16 protein-coding genes are annotated in these 17,025 nt (G+C 62.8%); 11 read left to right on the top strand and 5 right to left on the bottom strand.

Features of this window, described 5'->3' with window-relative positions; genetic code table 11:
• The first annotated feature begins 36 nt into the window (after positions 1–36).
• The 6 genes from topA to rpmG all read left to right on the top strand — a co-directional run bounded on the left by topA (position 37) and on the right by rpmG (position 7,591).
• The gene (topA, locus tag OHD58_RS11105) at positions 37–2,598 is read left to right on the top strand and encodes a type I DNA topoisomerase (protein ID WP_263803318.1); all 2,562 of its coding nucleotides are present in this window, start codon (positions 37–39) and stop codon (positions 2,596–2,598) included.
• Positions 2,599–2,604: 6 nt separating this feature from the next.
• Positions 2,605–4,929, top strand: a complete 2,325-nt coding sequence (rnr, locus tag OHD58_RS11100; RefSeq protein ID WP_412177193.1) for a ribonuclease R — start codon at positions 2,605–2,607, stop codon at positions 4,927–4,929.
• The gene (locus OHD58_RS11095) at positions 4,929–5,363 is read left to right on the top strand and encodes a DUF983 domain-containing protein (protein WP_263803316.1); all 435 of its coding nucleotides are present in this window, start codon (positions 4,929–4,931) and stop codon (positions 5,361–5,363) included. Before rnr ends, OHD58_RS11095 begins: the two co-directional genes overlap by 1 nt.
• Positions 5,364–5,382: 19 nt before the next feature.
• Entirely contained in the window at positions 5,383–6,123 is a 741-nt protein-coding gene (locus tag OHD58_RS11090) for an NUDIX hydrolase (protein WP_263803314.1), read from the top strand.
• 7 nt (positions 6,124–6,130) lie between these two features.
• Positions 6,131–7,321 (top strand): MFS transporter, encoded by a 1,191-nt coding sequence (locus OHD58_RS11085; protein WP_412177192.1) that lies wholly within the window; start codon positions 6,131–6,133, stop codon positions 7,319–7,321.
• A gap of 102 nt (positions 7,322–7,423) precedes the next feature.
• Positions 7,424–7,591, top strand: coding sequence for a 50S ribosomal protein L33 (rpmG, locus tag OHD58_RS11080; RefSeq protein ID WP_006201775.1), 168 nt, complete (start codon positions 7,424–7,426; stop codon positions 7,589–7,591).
• 419 nt (positions 7,592–8,010) lie between these two features.
• On the opposite strand, the gene OHD58_RS11075 is transcribed toward rpmG, so the two are convergent.
• Together OHD58_RS11075 and OHD58_RS11070 are read right to left on the bottom strand one after the other, a co-directional pair.
• A complete protein-coding gene (locus OHD58_RS11075; protein ID WP_263803312.1) occupies positions 8,011–9,384 on the bottom strand; it encodes a PleD family two-component system response regulator in 1,374 nt (457 codons plus the stop codon).
• Between the two features lie 31 nt (positions 9,385–9,415).
• Entirely contained in the window at positions 9,416–9,772 is a 357-nt protein-coding gene (locus OHD58_RS11070; RefSeq protein WP_281035461.1) for a response regulator, read from the bottom strand.
• 242 nt (positions 9,773–10,014) lie between these two features.
• Between OHD58_RS11070 and OHD58_RS11065 the strand changes: the two genes are divergently transcribed.
• Together OHD58_RS11065 and OHD58_RS11060 are read left to right on the top strand one after the other, a co-directional pair.
• Positions 10,015–10,314 carry a DUF3572 domain-containing protein gene (locus OHD58_RS11065; protein WP_263803308.1) on the top strand — a complete coding sequence of 100 codons (300 nt, stop codon included), beginning with the start codon at positions 10,015–10,017 and terminating at the stop codon, positions 10,312–10,314.
• Between the two features lie 36 nt (positions 10,315–10,350).
• Positions 10,351–11,028, top strand: a complete 678-nt coding sequence (locus OHD58_RS11060; RefSeq protein WP_263803307.1) for a DUF2608 domain-containing protein — start codon at positions 10,351–10,353, stop codon at positions 11,026–11,028.
• Here the strand turns inward: OHD58_RS11060 and OHD58_RS11055 are convergent.
• Positions 11,016–11,591: a GNAT family N-acetyltransferase gene (locus tag OHD58_RS11055; RefSeq protein ID WP_263803306.1), complete on the bottom strand. Its 576-nt coding sequence runs from the start codon at positions 11,589–11,591 to the stop codon at positions 11,016–11,018. The two genes, OHD58_RS11060 and OHD58_RS11055, sit on opposite strands and share 13 nt — an antisense overlap.
• Before the next feature lie 64 nt (positions 11,592–11,655).
• On the opposite strand from OHD58_RS11055, the gene OHD58_RS11050 reads away from it, so the two are divergent.
• Positions 11,656–12,984, top strand: a complete 1,329-nt coding sequence (locus OHD58_RS11050; RefSeq protein ID WP_263803305.1) for a DNA polymerase IV — start codon at positions 11,656–11,658, stop codon at positions 12,982–12,984.
• Between the two features lie 448 nt (positions 12,985–13,432).
• Here OHD58_RS11050 and OHD58_RS11045 read toward each other — a convergent pair whose 3' ends face one another.
• Positions 13,433–14,095 (bottom strand): gamma-glutamylcyclotransferase family protein, encoded by a 663-nt coding sequence (locus tag OHD58_RS11045; RefSeq protein WP_263803304.1) that lies wholly within the window; start codon positions 14,093–14,095, stop codon positions 13,433–13,435.
• 162 nt (positions 14,096–14,257) lie between these two features.
• Here OHD58_RS11045 and OHD58_RS11040 point away from each other — a divergent pair, with 162 nt between their 5' ends.
• Both OHD58_RS11040 and OHD58_RS11035 read left to right on the top strand, forming a co-directional pair.
• The gene (locus tag OHD58_RS11040) at positions 14,258–15,331 is read left to right on the top strand and encodes a sensor histidine kinase (RefSeq protein WP_263803302.1); all 1,074 of its coding nucleotides are present in this window, start codon (positions 14,258–14,260) and stop codon (positions 15,329–15,331) included.
• Positions 15,332–15,434: 103 nt separating this feature from the next.
• Positions 15,435–15,617: a hypothetical protein gene (locus tag OHD58_RS11035; protein ID WP_263803300.1), complete on the top strand. Its 183-nt coding sequence runs from the start codon at positions 15,435–15,437 to the stop codon at positions 15,615–15,617.
• A 165-nt stretch (positions 15,618–15,782) separates the two neighbouring features.
• On the opposite strand, the gene OHD58_RS11030 is transcribed toward OHD58_RS11035, so the two are convergent.
• Positions 15,783–16,958, bottom strand: a complete 1,176-nt coding sequence (locus OHD58_RS11030; protein WP_263803299.1) for a gluconeogenesis factor YvcK family protein — start codon at positions 16,956–16,958, stop codon at positions 15,783–15,785.
• Positions 16,959–17,025: the final 67 nt, after the last annotated feature.

Below are 17,025 nucleotides of genomic sequence, written 5' to 3'. Positions count from 1 at the left end.
TTGCCTTCCACGCGCGTCACAACAAAATGAGTACTCATGGACGTCGTCGTCGTCGAATCGCCGGCAAAAGCGAAAACCATCAACAAATATCTGGGCAAGAACTACAAGGTTCTGGCGTCGTTCGGCCATGTCCGCGATCTGCCGGCCAAGGATGGTTCGGTCAAGCCGGATGATGATTTCGCGATGTCCTGGACCGTGGACACGGCTTCGGCGAAACGGCTCACCGAAATCGCCAAGTCGGTCAAGGACGCCGACGGGCTCATCCTGGCGACCGACCCGGATCGCGAGGGAGAAGCGATCTCCTGGCACGTGCTGGAGATCCTGAAGCAGAAGCGTGTCCTGAAGGACAAGAAGATCAGCCGCGTCGTCTTCAACGCCATCACCAAGCAATCGGTGCTGGAAGCGATGGCGAATCCGCGCGAGATCGACGGACCGCTGGTCGACGCCTACCTCGCCCGCCGGGCGCTGGACTATTTGGTCGGCTTCACGCTGTCGCCGGTACTCTGGCGCAAACTGCCGGGCGCCCGTTCCGCCGGCCGGGTCCAGTCGGTGGCGCTGCGGCTGGTTTGCGACCGCGAGTCCGAGATCGAGCGTTTCATCCGCGAGGACTACTGGCTGATCGCAGCCATTCTCGATACGCCGCGCCATGAGAAGTTCGAAGCAAGGCTGACCGGCTTCGAGGGAAAGCGGCTGCAAAAGCTCGACATTTCGAGCCAGGCGCAGGCCGACGACATCAAGGCAATGCTCGATGGCGCCAGCTTCAAGGCACTGTCGGTGGAAGCCAAGCCCACCAAGCGCAATCCAGGCCCTCCCTTTACCACCTCGACGTTGCAGCAGGCGGCATCGTCGCGGCTCGGCTTTGCCGCCGTACGCACCATGCAGGTTGCCCAGCGGCTTTATGAAGGCATCGAAATCGGCGGCGAAACGGCCGGCCTGATCACCTACATGCGTACCGACGGCGTGCAGATGGCACCGGAAGCGATTGAAGCCGCCCGCGCTTCGATCGCCCACGAATTCGGTGAAAAATACGTTCCGGAAAAGCCGCGCTACTATTCGACGAAGGCGAAAAACGCCCAGGAAGCGCACGAGGCGATCCGCCCGACGGACTTTTCGCGCACCCCGACCGAAATGCGCAAATATCTCGATGCCGACCAGGCGCGGCTCTACGAGATGATCTGGAAACGCGCCATCGCCAGCCAGATGCAGCCGGCCGAGATCGAGCGCACCACGGTTGAGATCGAAGCGGTAAATGGCGGTCGCACCGCGGCGTTGCGCGCCGTCGGCTCTGTGATCCGCTTCGACGGCTTCCTGGCCGCCTATGCCGAGCAGAAGGACGAGGATTCCGAAGACGAGGAAGACAAGCGCCTGCCGGAAATCCGCGCCGGCGAACAGGTCGACCGCGACAAGATCAACGTCACCGCTCATACGACCGAGCCGCCTCCCCGCTATTCGGAAGCGACGTTGATCAAGAAGATGGAAGAGTTGGGCATCGGCCGACCGTCCACCTACACCGCTACGCTGAAAACACTCGAAGACCGAGAGTACGTCACGGTCGACAAACGCAAGCTGATCCCCGAAGCAAAGGGCCGGCTGCTCTCGGCGTTCCTCGAAAGCTTCTTCGAGCGTTATGTCGAATATGACTTCACCGCCGACCTGGAAGAGAAGCTCGACCAGATCTCCGACGGCAAGCTTTCCTGGAAAGAGGTGCTGCGCGATTTCTGGAGGGATTTTTCCGGCGCCGTCGATGACATCAAGGAACTGCGCGTCACTGACGTGCTCGACGCGCTCAACGAAGAATTGGCGCCGCTTGTTTTCCCGCCGCGCGAGGACGGCTCCAATCCGCGCATCTGCCCGAAATGCGGTTCAGGCAACCTGTCGCTGAAACTCGGCAAGTTCGGCGCCTTCGTCGGCTGCTCGAACTATCCCGAATGCAGCTTCACCCGCCAGTTGGGTGATGCTGCCAACCCGAACGGCGAAGCGGGCGAAGGCGAAAACGGCGACAAGGTGCTCGGCAAGGACCCCTACACGGCCGAGGAGATCGTTCTGAAGAGCGGCCGCTTCGGCCCGTATGTCCAGCGCGGCGACGGCAAGGAAGCCAAACGCGCCAGCCTGCCGAAAGGCTGGGCCGCCGATGCGATGGATCACGAAAAGGCGCTGGCGCTGCTTTCGCTGCCGCGCGATGTCGGCCAGCACCCCGAAAGCGGCAAGATGATCTCGGCCGGCATCGGCCGTTATGGTCCGTTCGTGCTGCATGACGGCACCTACGCCAATCTGGAAAGCGTCGAGGACGTCTTCACCATCGGCCTCAACCGTGCCGTTTCGGTGATCGCCGAGAAGCAGTCGAAGGGCAAGGGTGGCCGCAACGGCGGCACCCCTGCCGCGTTGAAAGACCTCGGTGCTCACCCGGACGGCGGTTCGGTGACCGTGCGCGACGGCAAGTACGGGCCTTACGTCAACTGGGGTAAAGTCAATGCGACGTTGCCGAAAGGCAAGGACCCGATGGCGGTAAGCCTTGAAGAGGCGCTGACGCTGGTCGCCGAAAAGGCGGCGAAGGGCGGTGGCGGCAAAAAACCGTTCCGCGGCAAGAAAAAAGGTTAGGACAACTTGGCACGGCGCATTTCCGGACGGAACACCAAAGGTGGCGAACGATCCGGCGACACGCGCCATCTGCCTGAACTTGCCGAGGGCCAAAAACCGTCGCGTGACGACATCCTGCGTTTTGTTTCGGAAAATCCTGACCGCTCGGGCAAGCGCGATATCGCGCGTGCCTTCTCGCTGAAGGGCGACGACCGCGTCTGGCTCAAGGATACGCTGCGCGAACTGGAGGATGAAGGCCTGCTGGAAAAGAGCCGCAAGCGGCTGATCCGGCCCGGCGCCCTGCCCCATGTCGTCGTGCTCGACATTTTCTCCCGCGATCCCGACGGCGGCTTGCTGGCACGCCCTTCGGAACGGTCGAGCGACAATAGCGAGCAGAATCCGCTTGTTGCGGTGAAACTTTCACGCGGCACGAAAGGGCCGACGCCAGGTGTCGGCGACCGCGTGCTGGCCAAGGTGTTTCCGACCAACCAACCGACCGGCCCCGCCTACACCGCGCGCGTGATGAAGATCTTCGACAAGCGCAGCGAAGCCGTTCTCGGCGTGTTTCGCGTCGCCCACGATGGAACCTTCCGCATCGAACCGGTCGAACGGCGGCAGCCGGAACTGGTCATCGACACGGAGTTCCGCAATGGCGCCGAGCCTGGCGACCTGGTTGAGGTCGAGCCATCGCGTCATGGGCGTTACGGGTTGCCGAAGGGCAAGGTGCTCAACGTTGTCGGCTCGCTGACCAGCGAAAAGGCGGTCTCGATGATCGCCATCCATGCACATGACATCCCGCACATCTTTCCGCGCGACGTCATCGATGAAGCCGAGGCTGCCAAGCCGGCGACGATGGCGGGACGGGAGGACTGGCGTTCCCTGCCGCTTGTCACCATCGACCCCGCCGATGCAAAAGACCATGACGACGCGGTGCACGCCGAACCCGATGCCGACGAGAAGAACCCGGGCGGCGTGATTGTCACCGTCGCCATCGCGGATGTTGCCGCCTATATCCGTCCGGGATCGGCGCTCGACCGCGAAGCGCTGCGCCGCGGCAATTCCGTCTATTTCCCGGATCGCGTCGTACCGATGCTGCCAGAGCGCATCTCCAACGATCTCTGCTCGCTGAAGGAAAAAGTCGAACGCCCGGCCCTCGCCGTGCGGATGACTTTTTCGGCGGAAGGCCGGAAAATCCGCCACAGTTTTCATCGCGTCATGATGCGTTCGGCGGCACGCCTCGCCTATCCACAGGCGCAGGCGGCAATCGACGGTTCTCCAGACGATGCCACGGGGCCGATTCTCGACGGCGTGCTGAAGCCGCTGTGGGCGGCCTACGAAGTGTTGAAGCGCGGACGCAATGCGCGCGAACCGCTGGAACTGGACCTGCCCGAGCGCAAAATCCTGCTGAAGCCGGATGGAACGGTCGACCGGGTCATTGTTCCCGACCGCCTCGACGCCCACAAGCTCATCGAAGAATTCATGATACAGGCGAATGTCGCTGCCGCGGAGACGCTGGAGGCAAAACGCCAGAAGCTGGTCTATCGCATTCATGACGGACCGTCGCTCGCCAAGCAGGAATCGCTGAGGGAATTCCTGGCAACGCTAGGCCTGTCGCTTGCGCGTGGCGCGCAGATGCGGCCGAGCCAATTCAACGCCATCCTGGACAGGGTGCGCGGCGCCGAGCAGGAGCAACTGGTCAACGAAGTGGTGCTGCGCTCGCAGAGCCAGGCCGAGTATTCGCCGGACAATATCGGCCATTTCGGCCTCAATCTTCGCCGCTACGCGCACTTTACCTCGCCGATTCGGCGCTATGCGGATCTGATCGTCCACCGGGCGCTGGTCAGCGCACTCGGGTTGGGGTCGGACGGGCTGACGCGTGGCGAGGAAGACCGGCTCGAGGAAACCTCGGCGCTCATCTCCGCGTCCGAACGTCGCGCCATGGCGGCGGAACGCGACACGGTCGACCGGCTGATTGCCGGCTATCTAGCTGAACGCATTGAAGAAACTTTCGATGCGCGCATCTCTGGTGTCGTCAAGGCAGGACTATTTGTCCAGTTGCCACAATATGGCGCGGACGGCTTCATACCGGTGTCATCCTTGGATGGCGATTACTATATCTACGATGAAACCGCCCGCGCGCTTTTTGGAGAACGTACCGGCAAGGGTTATCAACTCGCCGACCGTGTCGAGGTCCGCCTGATCGAGGTCGCACCGCTCGCTGGTGCCATGCGCTTCGAGATGCTGACCGAGCCACGGCCACTGCCGGGCTCGAAACGGTCATTCCATAAGGCGAAAGGGCAAAAATCGCGAGCTCGCGCGGCGCAACCGCGCCGCAGCAGCAGGAGACGGTGATGGAACAACAGGTTTTCGGCGGTGAGAATCACTCCCGCCGGCCGGCACGCCCATTGATGAACGCCATGTTGCGCGGCTTCCTCGGCCGATGCCCGCACTGCGGTGAAGGCAAGCTTTTTGCCTCTTTCGTAAAAACCGTCGACCGCTGCGGACACTGCGGCGAGGAAATGCACCATCACCGCGCCGACGACCTGCCAGCCTACCTGGTGGTGGTTATCGTCGGGCATATCGTCGTCGGTGCCTTCATGAGCGTCGAGGCGACCAGCACGCTGTCGACCTGGCAGCACCTGGCGATCTGGATACCGCTGACGATCGGCTCGGCGCTGGCTCTGCTGCGTCCGATCAAAGGTGCGGTTGTCGGGTTGCAATGGGCGCTTTACATGCACGGCTTCAGCGGCGAAGACGATTTGATCGAGGCACATCCGGAGGCCTGAGCGCCACCTGGGGGTATTGATGGACGGGATGACGAGAGCGCAGGTCGACAAGGCTGAATCCAAGGATTTCGCGCTAGGCGGCAAACCCATGCGTCCACGCGATGCCGCGACCCTCATCCTGCTTGACCGGCAAGGCCGCGACATCCGCGTACTGATGGGCCGTCGTCATGCCAAACACGCTTTCATGCCCGGAAAATTCGTGTTTCCCGGCGGTCGCACCGATCCAGCCGACAGCCGCATTCCGGTTATCGCGAACCTGCATCCCGACGAGGAAGCAAAACTCGTCGGCAGCAATGCGCGCGCTTCGAAGGCGCGGGCTCGGGCTATCGCCCTGTCGGCGATCCGCGAAACCTATGAAGAGGCCGGACTGCTGATCGGCCACAAGGGTTCCTTCTCGACCAACAAGGCCGATTGGCAAGGCTTCGTAGAACATGGCGTGCATCCTTCGCTGGAAACGCTGCGCTTCATCGCGCGCGCCATCACGCCGCCCGGACGCGTCCGCCGTTTCGACACGCGCTTCCTGGCCGCCTGGCGAAGCGACGTTGCCGTTGCCCTGGAAGGCGGGGGCCCCACCAACGAGTTGGAAGAACTGGTCTGGTTGCCGCTCGGAGAGGCCAAAAAAGCCGACATTCCGGCCATTACCAAGACGGTCCTCGAGCAGCTCGAGAAGCGGATCGAAAGTGATCCGCAGCTAACGCCGGGCGGCGACGTGCCCTTCTATCGCATGATCCGCAATCGCTTCATCCGCGAACTCCTCTAGGCATCCCATGAACGGCAGTTTTGCACCTGACGGCACAGCGCCGACCGAGATGCGCTGGCTGTCGATCTCGGCCGCCATCGCCTCGATCAGCGTCGTCGGCATCGCCATCGGCCTCGGCGTGCCGCTGCTCAGCATCATTCTGGAATCGCGCGGCCATTCGGCATCGATGATCGGGTTGAACACGGCCGTGGCCGGCCTCGCGTCGATCGCCGCGGCGCCGATAGCGACACCGCTGGCGGCGCGTTTCGGCGTTGTCTGGACGATGCTCGTGATGATCTTCGCCGGCGCGCTCGCCTTTGTCGGCTTCTATTTCGCGCCGTCCTTCTGGATGTGGTTTCCGCTGCGCATCGTGCTGCACATCGCGCTGACCGTGCTTTTCATCCTCTCCGAATTCTGGATCAGCGCATCGGCGCCGCCTCATCGCCGCGGCTTCGTGCTGGGTATCTACGCGACGGTGCTGTCATTGGGTTTCGCGTTCGGACCCTGGCTGTTCGCGCAGATGGGCAGCGCGGGGTTCCTGCCGTTCGGCGTGACCTTCGTGCTCGTCATCCTGGCTGCCCTGCCGGTGCTCGCCGCACGCAACGAAAGCCCGGCGATCCACAGCGAAGAGGGCGAAGCGGGCAGCTTCGTCAGCTACATCTGGCTGGTGCCGACCGCCACCGCCGCCGTCCTGGTCTTCGGCGCCGTCGAAACCGGGGGGTTTGCGCTGTTCCCGATCTATGGCAACCGGATCGGCTATAGCGAGGCCGATACGGCACTGCTGTTGACCATGATCGGCCTCGGCAACGTCATCCTGCAAATTCCGCTCGGTATCATCAGCGACAGGATCAGCGACCGGCGGATTTTGCTGGCCATTTGTGCGGCGATCGGTCTTGCCGGCATGATCGCACTGCCCTTCCTCGCCGACAACTGGCATCTGACCGCGGCCATGCTTTTCCTCTGGGGGGGCGTGGTCGCCGGGCTCTACACGATCGGGCTTGCGCATCTCGGTTCTCGCTTGACCGGGCGCGACCTGGCATCGGCCAACGCCGCGTTCGTGTTCTGCTACGGGTTTGGCATGCTGGTCGGGCCGCAGGCGATCGGCATTGGCATGGATCTATTCGGACCACCCGGATTCAGCTACGCGCTCGCGCTCTTTTTCATCGCATACCTCGTTCTCGTGGCGTTGCGTGTCAGCGCAAAACGGTTGCGGACTTGACTTTCAGCGCGCGATCTTTATGTGTCGCGCCAAGTTTTCCGCGCCCGGGCATTCACCCCGTGATCCTGCGGGTTGAAACCAGCCAACATACGGACGAGAACAATGGCCAAAGCCGCAAACATCAAGATCAAGCTTCTGTCGACCGCCGACACCGGCTTCTTCTACGTGACCAGCAAGAACAGCCGTACGAAGACCGACAAGCTGTCGTTCCGCAAGTACGACCCGGTTGCGAAGAAGCATGTCGAGTTCAAGGAAACCAAGATCAAGTAAGATCTTTTCGGGGTTTCCTGAAATACCAACGCCGCCTCCAGGGCGGCGTTTTTTATTGGGCGTGAAAACGGAAGCGAATCCAGCGCTTTCGCGCGGCAACATGAACGTATGCGGGAAGAATTGGGGGCCGGTCGGCGGATGGCAGCGGTACGAGGAGGCCACTATGTGCCAGCGCCGGCCGGCCGACCCCACGGACCCAGGAGATGCGGCGGACCTGAGCATCATGGGGTATCATACAGACGGCTGCGGCTGTTTCCCTCGTCTCCGCACCCGTCTTTGTTCTGTAAATCGACAGTCGCGCAAGAGCACTTGAAAATCAATAGTTTCTTAACCAACGCTCCCGAATCGCTCGGAACAAGGTAAATTTCCGGGGAATACATCCGGCGCCCGGATTGACAGACAACGCGTGGGTTTCCGCCTCAGGCGGCCTTGGCGACAACCCGGTTGCGTCCGCCGGACTTGGCTTCATAGAGCGCCACGTCGGCCCGTTTCATCAGCGCCTCGACCGTATCGGTCCCGCGACGCAGCGACGACACGCCGACGCTCACCGTGACCTCGACGGTTTGCCCGTCATGGCCGACGGCGAACGGCGCCCGGGCGATTTCGGCGCGAATGCGCTCGGCGACCTTTTCGGCGACCTGCGCTTCGGTATCCGGCATGACCACGACAAACTCCTCGCCGCCGAAACGGCAGGCGAGATCGATGCCGCGCACGTTCTTCCTCAGTCGCTGGGCGAACTCACGCAGCACGTCGTCGCCGCCGTCGTGGCCGAACGTGTCGTTGATCGACTTGAAACGGTCGAGGTCGGTGATCATGACCGACAACGGACGGCGGCGGCCAACGGCACGGTCGAACAACGTCTGCAGGTGGCTGTCGAGATAACGCCGGTTGTGCAGGCCGGTGAGGCCGTCGGTCACCGCCATCTCGATGGTCTGGGTGACACTGGCGCGAAGCTGGTCGTTGTAGCGCTTGCGCTTGACCTGGGTGCGTAGCCGCGCGGTCAGCTCATGCGGGTCGATCGGCCGGGTCAGATAGTCGTTGATGCCCAGTTCGAGGCCGCGGATGACGCGCTCTTCCTCGCCTATCTCCGCCAGAAGGATGATCGGCAGGAAGCGCGTGCGGTCGAGCGAACGCAACTGCGAGCAGAGCCGCAGCGGATCGTAGTCGGCAAAGCCCGTCGACACGATGACGCATTCGTACGGCGCTTCGGCGGCCTGGAAGAACCCGGCATGCGGGTCCGCGGCGACATCGAGGTCTGCGGCGTGGCGCAGCATCTTGCGTATGCGTTCGGAGGATTGCGTGCGTTCGTCGATCAGCAGCACCTTCGGCGTCGGCTCCTCGGCCGGCTGACGGCGGCTCAAAAGTTCCTCGATGCCGATGTTGCGCGTCGTCGACGCGCGAAGCCGCAATTCGTCGGTGAGCATCTTCAACCGGACCAGGCTCTTCACCCGGGTCATCAGTTGCAGGTCATTGACCGGTTTGGTCAGGAAATCGTCGGCGCCGGCCTCGAGGCCGCGCACCCGGTCGGATACCTGGTCGAGCGCGGTGATCATGACGACCGGAATGTGCGAGGTCGCCGGATCGCTCTTCAACCGCCTGCAAACCTCGAACCCGTCCATGTCCGGCATCATGACGTCGAGAAGCACCACGTCGACTTTGCCATTTTCGCATGTCTCGATGGCGTCCGGCCCATTCGTTGCGGTCAGCACATCGAAATACTCGGCAAGCAGCCTCACCTCGAGCAGCTTGACGTTGGCCGGGACGTCGTCGACGACGAGAATGCGCGCGGTCATTGTTGGCTTAACTCCAGGCGGGATGCGGGCATCAGGCATCCCCCAGATAGGATTTGATCGTCTCGATGAAGCGTGGAACCGAAATGGGTTTCGAAATATAGGCCTCGCAGCCGCCCTGGCGGATGCGCTCCTCGTCGCCCTTCATGGCAAAGGCTGTTACGGCGATGACCGGGATGACATGAAGATCGTCGTCCTCCTTCAGCCACTTCGTCACTTCGAGCCCGGAAACCTCCGGCAACTGGATGTCCATGAGGATGAGGTCCGGACGGTGCAGCCGGGCGAGATCCAGCGCCTCGAGCCCATTGCGGGTGCGCACGGTCTCATAGCCGCTCGCCTCGATAAGGTCGCGAAAGAGCTTCATGTTGAGCTCGTTGTCTTCGACGATCATCACTTTCTTAGGCATCAGTTCCCGTCCCGGCCGAGCATGGCGTCAGATGAAAGCGCCATGCGCGCCTGCCCCAAGCGCGAATCCCGACGCAAAGGATAAGGATAGATGATTGATGAAATGGAAATCGAGCCCGTCATTTTGGGAATATACCCTTGTTTTCAAATCGGAATGCGAAATAACCCGGACTTGTGGAGCAGCAGCATAGCGGATAACCCGGACCGGAAGGTCAAGGAAGGGCGCGGATGGTAAAGGAAACGACAGGGCGCAGCGACGCCGAGGCGATCGCGATTTCCGCGCTCGGCTTCGTCGCTTCGGAACCGGAACTGCTGCAGCGCTTCCTGGCGATCACCGGCATCGAGGCCTCCGCGATCCGCCGCGCCGCGAGCGAGCCCGGCTTTCTGGCCGGGGTACTGCAATTCATCGTGGCGCATGAGCCGACGCTGCTGCGATTTGCCGAGGCAACCGGCACACCGCCGGGCGCGGTGTTGTCGGCGCAACGCGCGCTGCCGCAAGGCGACGACAACTACGAAGGGTCGACGTGAGTCGGCTGAAACATCCTTGCAGAAAGCATCCCTTGCATGAGTGACGATCCCGAAACAGCGCGTCAGATCGCCGAACTGGCGGCCGACGACCGCCCGCTCCTGGTGCTCGATGTCGACGATGTCGTGCTCGAATTCATCCGGCCGTTCCCGCGCTTCCTGGAGAAACGCGGCTTCAACCTGACATTCAATTCGTTCCGCCTCACCGGAAACATCGCCGAGCGAGCCAGCGGCCGGCTGGTCGAGCAGCCGGAGGTGACGGCGCTGCTTGACGAATTCTTCCACGGCCAGGCGGACTGGCAGACCATCACCGACGGCGCGTCGGAAGCCCTGGCGATGCTGGGCGACCGCGTCGAGATCGTCATGTTGACGGCGATGCCGCACCGGCACCGCGCCACCCGCCGCGCACATCTCGACGCGCTTGGGCTGCGCTACCCGTTGCTGACGACGGAAATGCACAAAGGCCCCGCATTGGCCAGGCTTCGCGGCAAGAAACGGCGCCCGGTCGCCTTTGTCGACGACCAGCCGCGCAACCTCATGTCGGCGCGGGAAGCGGTCGCCGACACGCATCTCTTCCACTTGATGGCCGACAATTCGCTGCGTGAATTCCTGCCGCCGATCGAAGACGGCATCGTCGTGGTCGAGGATTGGCGGGAGGCCGCGCCGAAGATCGCAGCGGCACTTGGCGTCGCGGCCGAGGCGGCTCACAACACGTAGCGCATCAGCGGCCGGCCGGGCTTGCGGGTCGCGACGGCGGAGAAGCCGGCCCTCTCGAACACCCGGGTCGAGCCGACGAACAGCCCGAGCGACCATGAATCGTTCGATTGGTCGATCGGGCATGCCTCGATTTGCCTGGCGCCGCTTTCGCGGGCGAAATCGATGCCGCCGGCGACCAGGCGATGCGTCACGCCCCTGCCCCGCGCCGCTTTCCGCACAAAGAAACAGGAAATCGCCCAGACCGCCGGATCCCTGGCATCCTGCGGCTCGACCGGCGCCGACACCCTGCGCCTGTTGTTCCACTCGGGCACGTCGCCGCGCGGTCCGATCTGCATCCAGCCGATCGCCCGTTCGTGCTCGAAGGCGAGCAGGCCGGGAGGCGGTCCAGCATCGATATGCGCCTTGATCTGGTCCTTGTTGCGCTGGCGGTCGTTTTCGCGCCGCACCGCCGGCGGGTTGCGGAAATGCATGCACCAGCAGCCGTAGCAAGCGCCCTGCTTGCCGAACAGATCCTCGAAGGCCGGCCACAGGTCCGGCGTCAAGCGTGCGATCGTGATGGCCATGGCCCTCTCCCCGGGTCGCCTTGTTCGACTCGGCCGCGTAGAATATCATTCTGATGTTCTCATTATGTTCGCAGCGATGCCCGCTCCTGTCAACGATCCGAACCATGGTTTCTGCCGCGACTGCCTGACCCAGCAGCGTGACCTGGCGAAGCGTTGCATCCAGTGCGGCAGCCCGCGGCTGGCGCGCCACCCGGAACTCTACCGCCTGCACCTTGCCCACATCGACTGCGATGCCTTCTATGCGGCGGTCGAGAAGCGCGACAATCCGGAACTGAAGGACAAGCCGCTGATCATCGGCGGTGGCAAGCGCGGCGTCGTCTCGACCGCCTGCTACATCGCCCGCATCAACGGCGTGCGCTCGGCGATGCCGATGTTCAAGGCGCTGGAAGCCTGTCCGGACGCGGTCGTCATTTCGCCGAACATGGAAAAATACGTTAAGGTCGGGCGCGAGGTGCGCGCCATGATGCAGGCGCTGACGCCGCTAGTCGAGCCGCTCTCCATCGACGAGGCATTTCTGGACCTCTCCGGCACCGAGCGGCTGCATGGCCTGCCGCCAGCACTGGTGCTGGCGCGCTTCGCGCTGGCTGTCGAGAAGGAGATCGGCATTACCGTGTCGGCCGGGCTTTCCTATTGCAAATTCCTCGCCAAGGTGGCGTCCGATTTCCGCAAGCCGCGCGGCTTCTCGGTGATCGGCGAGGCGGAAGCTGTCGGTTTCCTCGCCGAGCAGCCGGTGACGTTGATCTGGGGGGTCGGCAAAGCCTTCGCCGCGGTGCTGGAGCGCGACGGCATCCGCATGATCGGCCAGTTGCAGACGCTGGAGCGCAATGAACTTATGCGGCGCTATGGCACCATGGGCGACCGGCTTTTTCATCTGTCGCGCGGCATGGACCAGCGCGTCGTCCTTCCCGACCAGGATGCGAAAAGCGTCTCGGCCGAAACGACCTTCGATACCGACCTCGCTTCCGCCGCCGACCTCGTGCCGATCCTGCGAGCGCTGTCGGAAAAGGTCTCGGCGCGGCTGAAGAAAGCCGGCATCGCCGGCCGCACGGTGGTGTTGAAGCTGAAGACGCAGGACTTCAAGATCCGCACCCGCAACCGGCAGCTCGGCGATCCGACAAGGCTCGCCGACCGCATCTTCCAGACCGGCCTGCAACTCCTGAGCAAGGAAACCGACGGCACCAAGTTCCGCCTGCTCGGCATCGGGGTGAGCGACCTCTCCGACGACGCAAGGGCCGATCCGCCCGACCTCGTCGACGTGCAGGCGCGCAAACGCGCCATGGCAGAGGGTGCGATTGACACGCTGCGCGATAAATTCGGCCGCCACGCCGTCGAGACGGGATACACGTTCGGCAAGGGCCGCAGCGTGCATCCGCCGGAGCCGCTGGACGATTGAGGCACAAGCCTCCGTCGCCACGCCCTGCAAAAGCAGTCTGGCCATTGGGAGGCTGTGTGCCTCCCAATGAAAGATGTGGGGGAGGCGGTGCGCGCCTGCCGGACGGACCGACAGCGCTGTTTTAGTCTAACGATGCCCGAAAGGCGCGCACCGCCGGCGTTGCTGCTCCGTCCGGCTCGCCCTGTGCCCGAAGGCCGTAGGCTCACCGTACCACGTGAGCCGGAACCGTGGAGCCCGATCCGGCAACACCTTCGTGCCGCCTGACCGTCCCCGACCTCGCACCCGGAGCGAGGCCAGTCCCGACGCCGCTGTTCTCCCTGGTCAACCCGGTGGCCACCCAAGCCCCCACAAAGAACAACACGCTCATTATGCGGGAGGCGCGAGGGGATGTGGATGGACGAATTTTGCACAAATCGTATAAGCCATTGAAATTGCACGAAAGAATCTTCTATTCGGAGCCAAAAAGGCCCGAAATTGGGAAATTCTTTCCACGCCCCGCGCTTTGCCGGCGCTCCGCCAGCAAGGCATCGAACAGCGCTTGCTCGGCATCGCTGAGCACGACGGAACGCGGATAGGCAGGTGCCGACCGATCGGCGTGGACCGGCGTCTCGAAACCATGCGTCTCGGCGAGGAAGCGGCGGACGCCAGCTTCGCCGTGAATGGCGAGAAATCCCTGCAGGACGGCATCGAGATAGGACTGCAGGATTTTCGGCGGCTCCGGATGCGGCGGCACCGTGGTCTCGGCCTCATACACATAGACCGGACAGCCGGCTGGCAGCGCCGACGAAATTTCGAGTTCGTGCGTGGCGACCGGCAACCGCCGGTAGCGCGCCTCACGCAGATCGACGGCCGCAAGGTTTTCCAGCCTGTCGACGACCACGAGGCCGTCGCAGACGGCACCTTCCTCGCGCCGAACGGTCAGAAGCGCGGCCGGGAAGCCTGGCATGTCCGGACGCGGCCGCCAGCAACGCCGCCAACCGAGAAGCCTTGCCGGAAAAGCATCAACGATTTCCGTGCGATGCGTGGCCTTGTTCACAAGCGAGCCATAGCCGAAATAGGCGACCAGGCCGGAACCAGCAGTGGATCGGACGTTTTCCGGTATTGCCGTCAAGACATGGTCCCTTATGTTAATGGCGATACCTAGCTCAAGAGGGGTCGAAGGAAAACCTGCTGGTGTAGCGTTGATTGCCGCGGGAACGCCCTGGACACGCTTTTGCGTTCACTCCAACGGGATGGCCGCTATCGGCGCGCCGATCCGCAAGGGCACCAAAGCATGGCGAAGGTCGTAAGCATCAAACCGGAACTTTTGGCAGCGGACGCCGACACACGGCTCGCCGCCATTGTCGATTCTTCATTCGACGCAATCATCAGCAAGGACCTCAACAGCATTGTCACCAGTTGGAACAAGGCGGCGGAGGGATTGTTCGGTTACACTGCCGACGAAATGGTGGGGCAGTCGATCGTGCGGCTGATACCGGACCATCTGCATAATGAAGAGACCGAAATCATCGAGAGAGTGGGCAGCGGCGAGCGGCTGGCCAGCTACGAAACGATACGCCGCCGCAAGGATGGTATGCTCGTTTCCGTGTCGCTGACGATATCGCCGATCCGCAACCCCAACGGTGAAATCGTCGGCGCATCCAAGATTGCCCGCGACATCACCGCCGCGAAAGAAAGCGAGCGCAAGATCAAGTTGCTGATGCGGGAGGTCAACCACCGCGTCAAGAACCAGTTCGCCGTGATCCTGTCGATTATCCGCGAAACAAGCAAACGTTCGACGGATCCGCAGGAATTCGAGGAACGGGTCCGCGACCGGATCATGGCGCTTTCCCGTTCCCACGATCTGCTGGTCACCTCCGACTGGTCGGGGGCAAGCCTTTTCGAACTGATCCAGGAGCATCTCATGCCCTTCGGGCACGAGCAGCAGATCACGCTCTCTGGCCCGCTCATCACGCTGCAGGCCAACGCGGTTCAGCATCTGGGCATGGCGTTTCACGAGCTTGGGACAAACTCGTCCAAGTATGGCGCGCTGGCGAGCGATGTCGGCAAGGTGGTGGTCACCTGGCAGGTGACGACCACGGTGGCGGGCAAGCGCGAGATCGAACTTATTTGGGATGAAACGTCGGTGCCTTACGTTGCGGAGCAAGACGATGATTCCCGCCGCGGCTTCGGCAGTGTGGTGCTCAAGCGTGTGACACCGCTGGCGCTCGGCGGATCGGCAGTCCTGGAACGGTCGCCGGGACATGTCAGGTGGGCGCTCTCGGCGCCGCTGGAAGCAATCGTGGTGCCTCATATCGCCGAGGAAGAGCAGGTCAGCCCGATCGGCGATCCCAGTTTCGGGCTGTAGGTTCGCGGCGGCACAGTCGGCACCGCGAAATCCACAGACGACCACCGCAGCGGGAACACTCATGCGTCACCCTCCGTTGTGATGGATCAAAGGAGTAACGCTGATGAAAACCGCGAAAAAGTCCGAGAACCGAAAGTCTTCGACCGGCGACAAGGACCGCAAGGCGCTGCGGCTGGCGGAGACTACCGATTTGTCGCCCAAGCAGGCAAAGGACCTGATTGACAAGCACGGCAAGGACAGCGCGAAGATCGAAAAGGAAGCGCGAAACTTCAAGGCGGAAGGCTAGAGCGCCGTGCGTCCAATCGGACGCACAAAGGACGCTCTAAAACATTGAATCTGCTGCATCGTGCTTTCCGAAAACCGATTCCGGTTTTCGGGCCGATGCAGGAGGCGTCGAGCTTCAACGATACCAGTCTGACAGGTCCTCAAGCACATCCATAGACAGGCTGGTTCATCGCATATGCGCGCGGGCCGTCTTGGCCACGTCGAGCAGCGTTGCCGCAACCGAGCGGCCGTCATGCTGGCCGCGGTTCCAGGCATCCTCGAAATCGCTGGAGATACGCGTGATGGCATTTGCCTCGCACAGCCGGTCCAGGGCGCCGCTGCGCAGATAGCGGAATTTCCCGACAGTCTTTTCGAATGGAAAAAGCTCGCGGTTGTCGACAACGTGGGTGAGCGGCGCAGCATCGCCGACTTTCTGTTTCCAGACGGCCAGGAAGACGTCCACCAGGCCGGCCAGGTCGGCACCGATTGTCTCGGTGCATTCGAGGATGTTGCCGACGAAGGTTTTGGGCGCATCGCGGTTTTGCGCGATCGCCTCGCCAACCCCTTCGACCAGCAGGTGCGGCAGGATGCTGGTGTAGAAGCTGCCGGGGCCGAAGACGATGGCATCGGCGCCGGCGATGGCCGGAATGATCGCGTCGTTGGCAAGAACCGCGCCGCCGCCGGTGGCGGAGAGTTCGATCCGGCCGATGCCGGCGGCCGCATCCTCGTCGGACAGCGACGTCACCAGATGCTGGCCGGCGATCTCGCGGCCGTTTCGCAAGGCGGCGCCGAGCTGGATATCGTTGCCGACCGACACCGGCCAGACGAAACCGTCGATCGAGCAGAGCTCGCGGAACACGAACACCGCGTTGTTGATGTCGGATTGGTGGGCGATGAAGGCGCCGGCGAGGATGAAATTGCCGATGGAGCCGTTGCGGAAGTCGAAATCCTCCGGGATATGGCGCCTGAACAGCTCCAGATAATCGAGGATCGCGCCGCGCAGGCCGGCTTCCATCCGCTGCAGCAGCGGGTGCTCGCCGCGCACATAGTAGTCGAATTCCGACCGGGCATCGGCATTGCGGAGCGTACTCGATAGCCGGGCGTTGCAGATCTTCACGACATCGCCGGCCCTGCCCTCGCCATGCGCCATGGTCATCAGGGCCTGGCGGATATCGCCGACCGGCAGCATGCCGAAGGCTTCGCGGATGACCTTCGAACTGCCGCCGCTGTCCCAGGCGGGAACGATGCGGGTGATCTCGACCGGGGACTTGCAGAGCGCGATGTTTATGTTGCGGCAGGCAGTGCCGCCGGAAAAGAGCACGATGCGGAGCGGGCCTTTTTCCACGTCAGCCGATTGAAGCATGTTTCACCCTGGAGACACCGCGCATTGGGCGGCCGTTTCGCCTTGCATGTCCCGCGGGAGACGCCGC

This window comes from Mesorhizobium sp. ZC-5 (genome assembly GCF_025753855.1).
In the GTDB taxonomy this organism is placed as follows: Bacteria; Pseudomonadota; Alphaproteobacteria; order Rhizobiales; family Rhizobiaceae; genus Neomesorhizobium.
The sequence above is the reverse complement of the archived record's forward strand: the minus strand, read 5'-3'. Positions and strand labels throughout refer to the sequence as shown.

Bases quoted from the DNA above. Each gene is read 5' to 3' on its own strand.
- OHD58_RS11035 (WP_263803300.1), top strand. From the start codon at position 15,435: ATGAAAACCGCGAAAAAGTCCGAGAACCGAAAGTCTTCGACCGGCGAC.
- OHD58_RS11055 (WP_263803306.1), bottom strand. From the start codon at position 11,591: ATGGCCATCACGATCGCACGCTTGACGCCGGACCTGTGGCCGGCCTTC.
- OHD58_RS11050 (WP_263803305.1), top strand. From the start codon at position 11,656: ATGTTCGCAGCGATGCCCGCTCCTGTCAACGATCCGAACCATGGTTTC.
- OHD58_RS11040 (WP_263803302.1), top strand. From the start codon at position 14,258: ATGGCGAAGGTCGTAAGCATCAAACCGGAACTTTTGGCAGCGGACGCC.
- OHD58_RS11065 (WP_263803308.1), top strand. From the start codon at position 10,015: ATGGTAAAGGAAACGACAGGGCGCAGCGACGCCGAGGCGATCGCGATT.
- OHD58_RS11060 (WP_263803307.1), top strand. From the start codon at position 10,351: ATGAGTGACGATCCCGAAACAGCGCGTCAGATCGCCGAACTGGCGGCC.
- topA (WP_263803318.1), top strand. From the start codon at position 37: ATGGACGTCGTCGTCGTCGAATCGCCGGCAAAAGCGAAAACCATCAAC.
- OHD58_RS11090 (WP_263803314.1), top strand. From the start codon at position 5,383: ATGGACGGGATGACGAGAGCGCAGGTCGACAAGGCTGAATCCAAGGAT.
- rpmG (WP_006201775.1), top strand. From the start codon at position 7,424: ATGGCCAAAGCCGCAAACATCAAGATCAAGCTTCTGTCGACCGCCGAC.
- OHD58_RS11030 (WP_263803299.1), bottom strand. From the start codon at position 16,958: ATGCTTCAATCGGCTGACGTGGAAAAAGGCCCGCTCCGCATCGTGCTC.
- OHD58_RS11095 (WP_263803316.1), top strand. From the start codon at position 4,929: ATGGAACAACAGGTTTTCGGCGGTGAGAATCACTCCCGCCGGCCGGCA.
- OHD58_RS11070 (WP_281035461.1), bottom strand. From the start codon at position 9,772: ATGATCGTCGAAGACAACGAGCTCAACATGAAGCTCTTTCGCGACCTT.
- OHD58_RS11085 (WP_412177192.1), top strand. From the start codon at position 6,131: ATGAACGGCAGTTTTGCACCTGACGGCACAGCGCCGACCGAGATGCGC.
- OHD58_RS11075 (WP_263803312.1), bottom strand. From the start codon at position 9,384: ATGACCGCGCGCATTCTCGTCGTCGACGACGTCCCGGCCAACGTCAAG.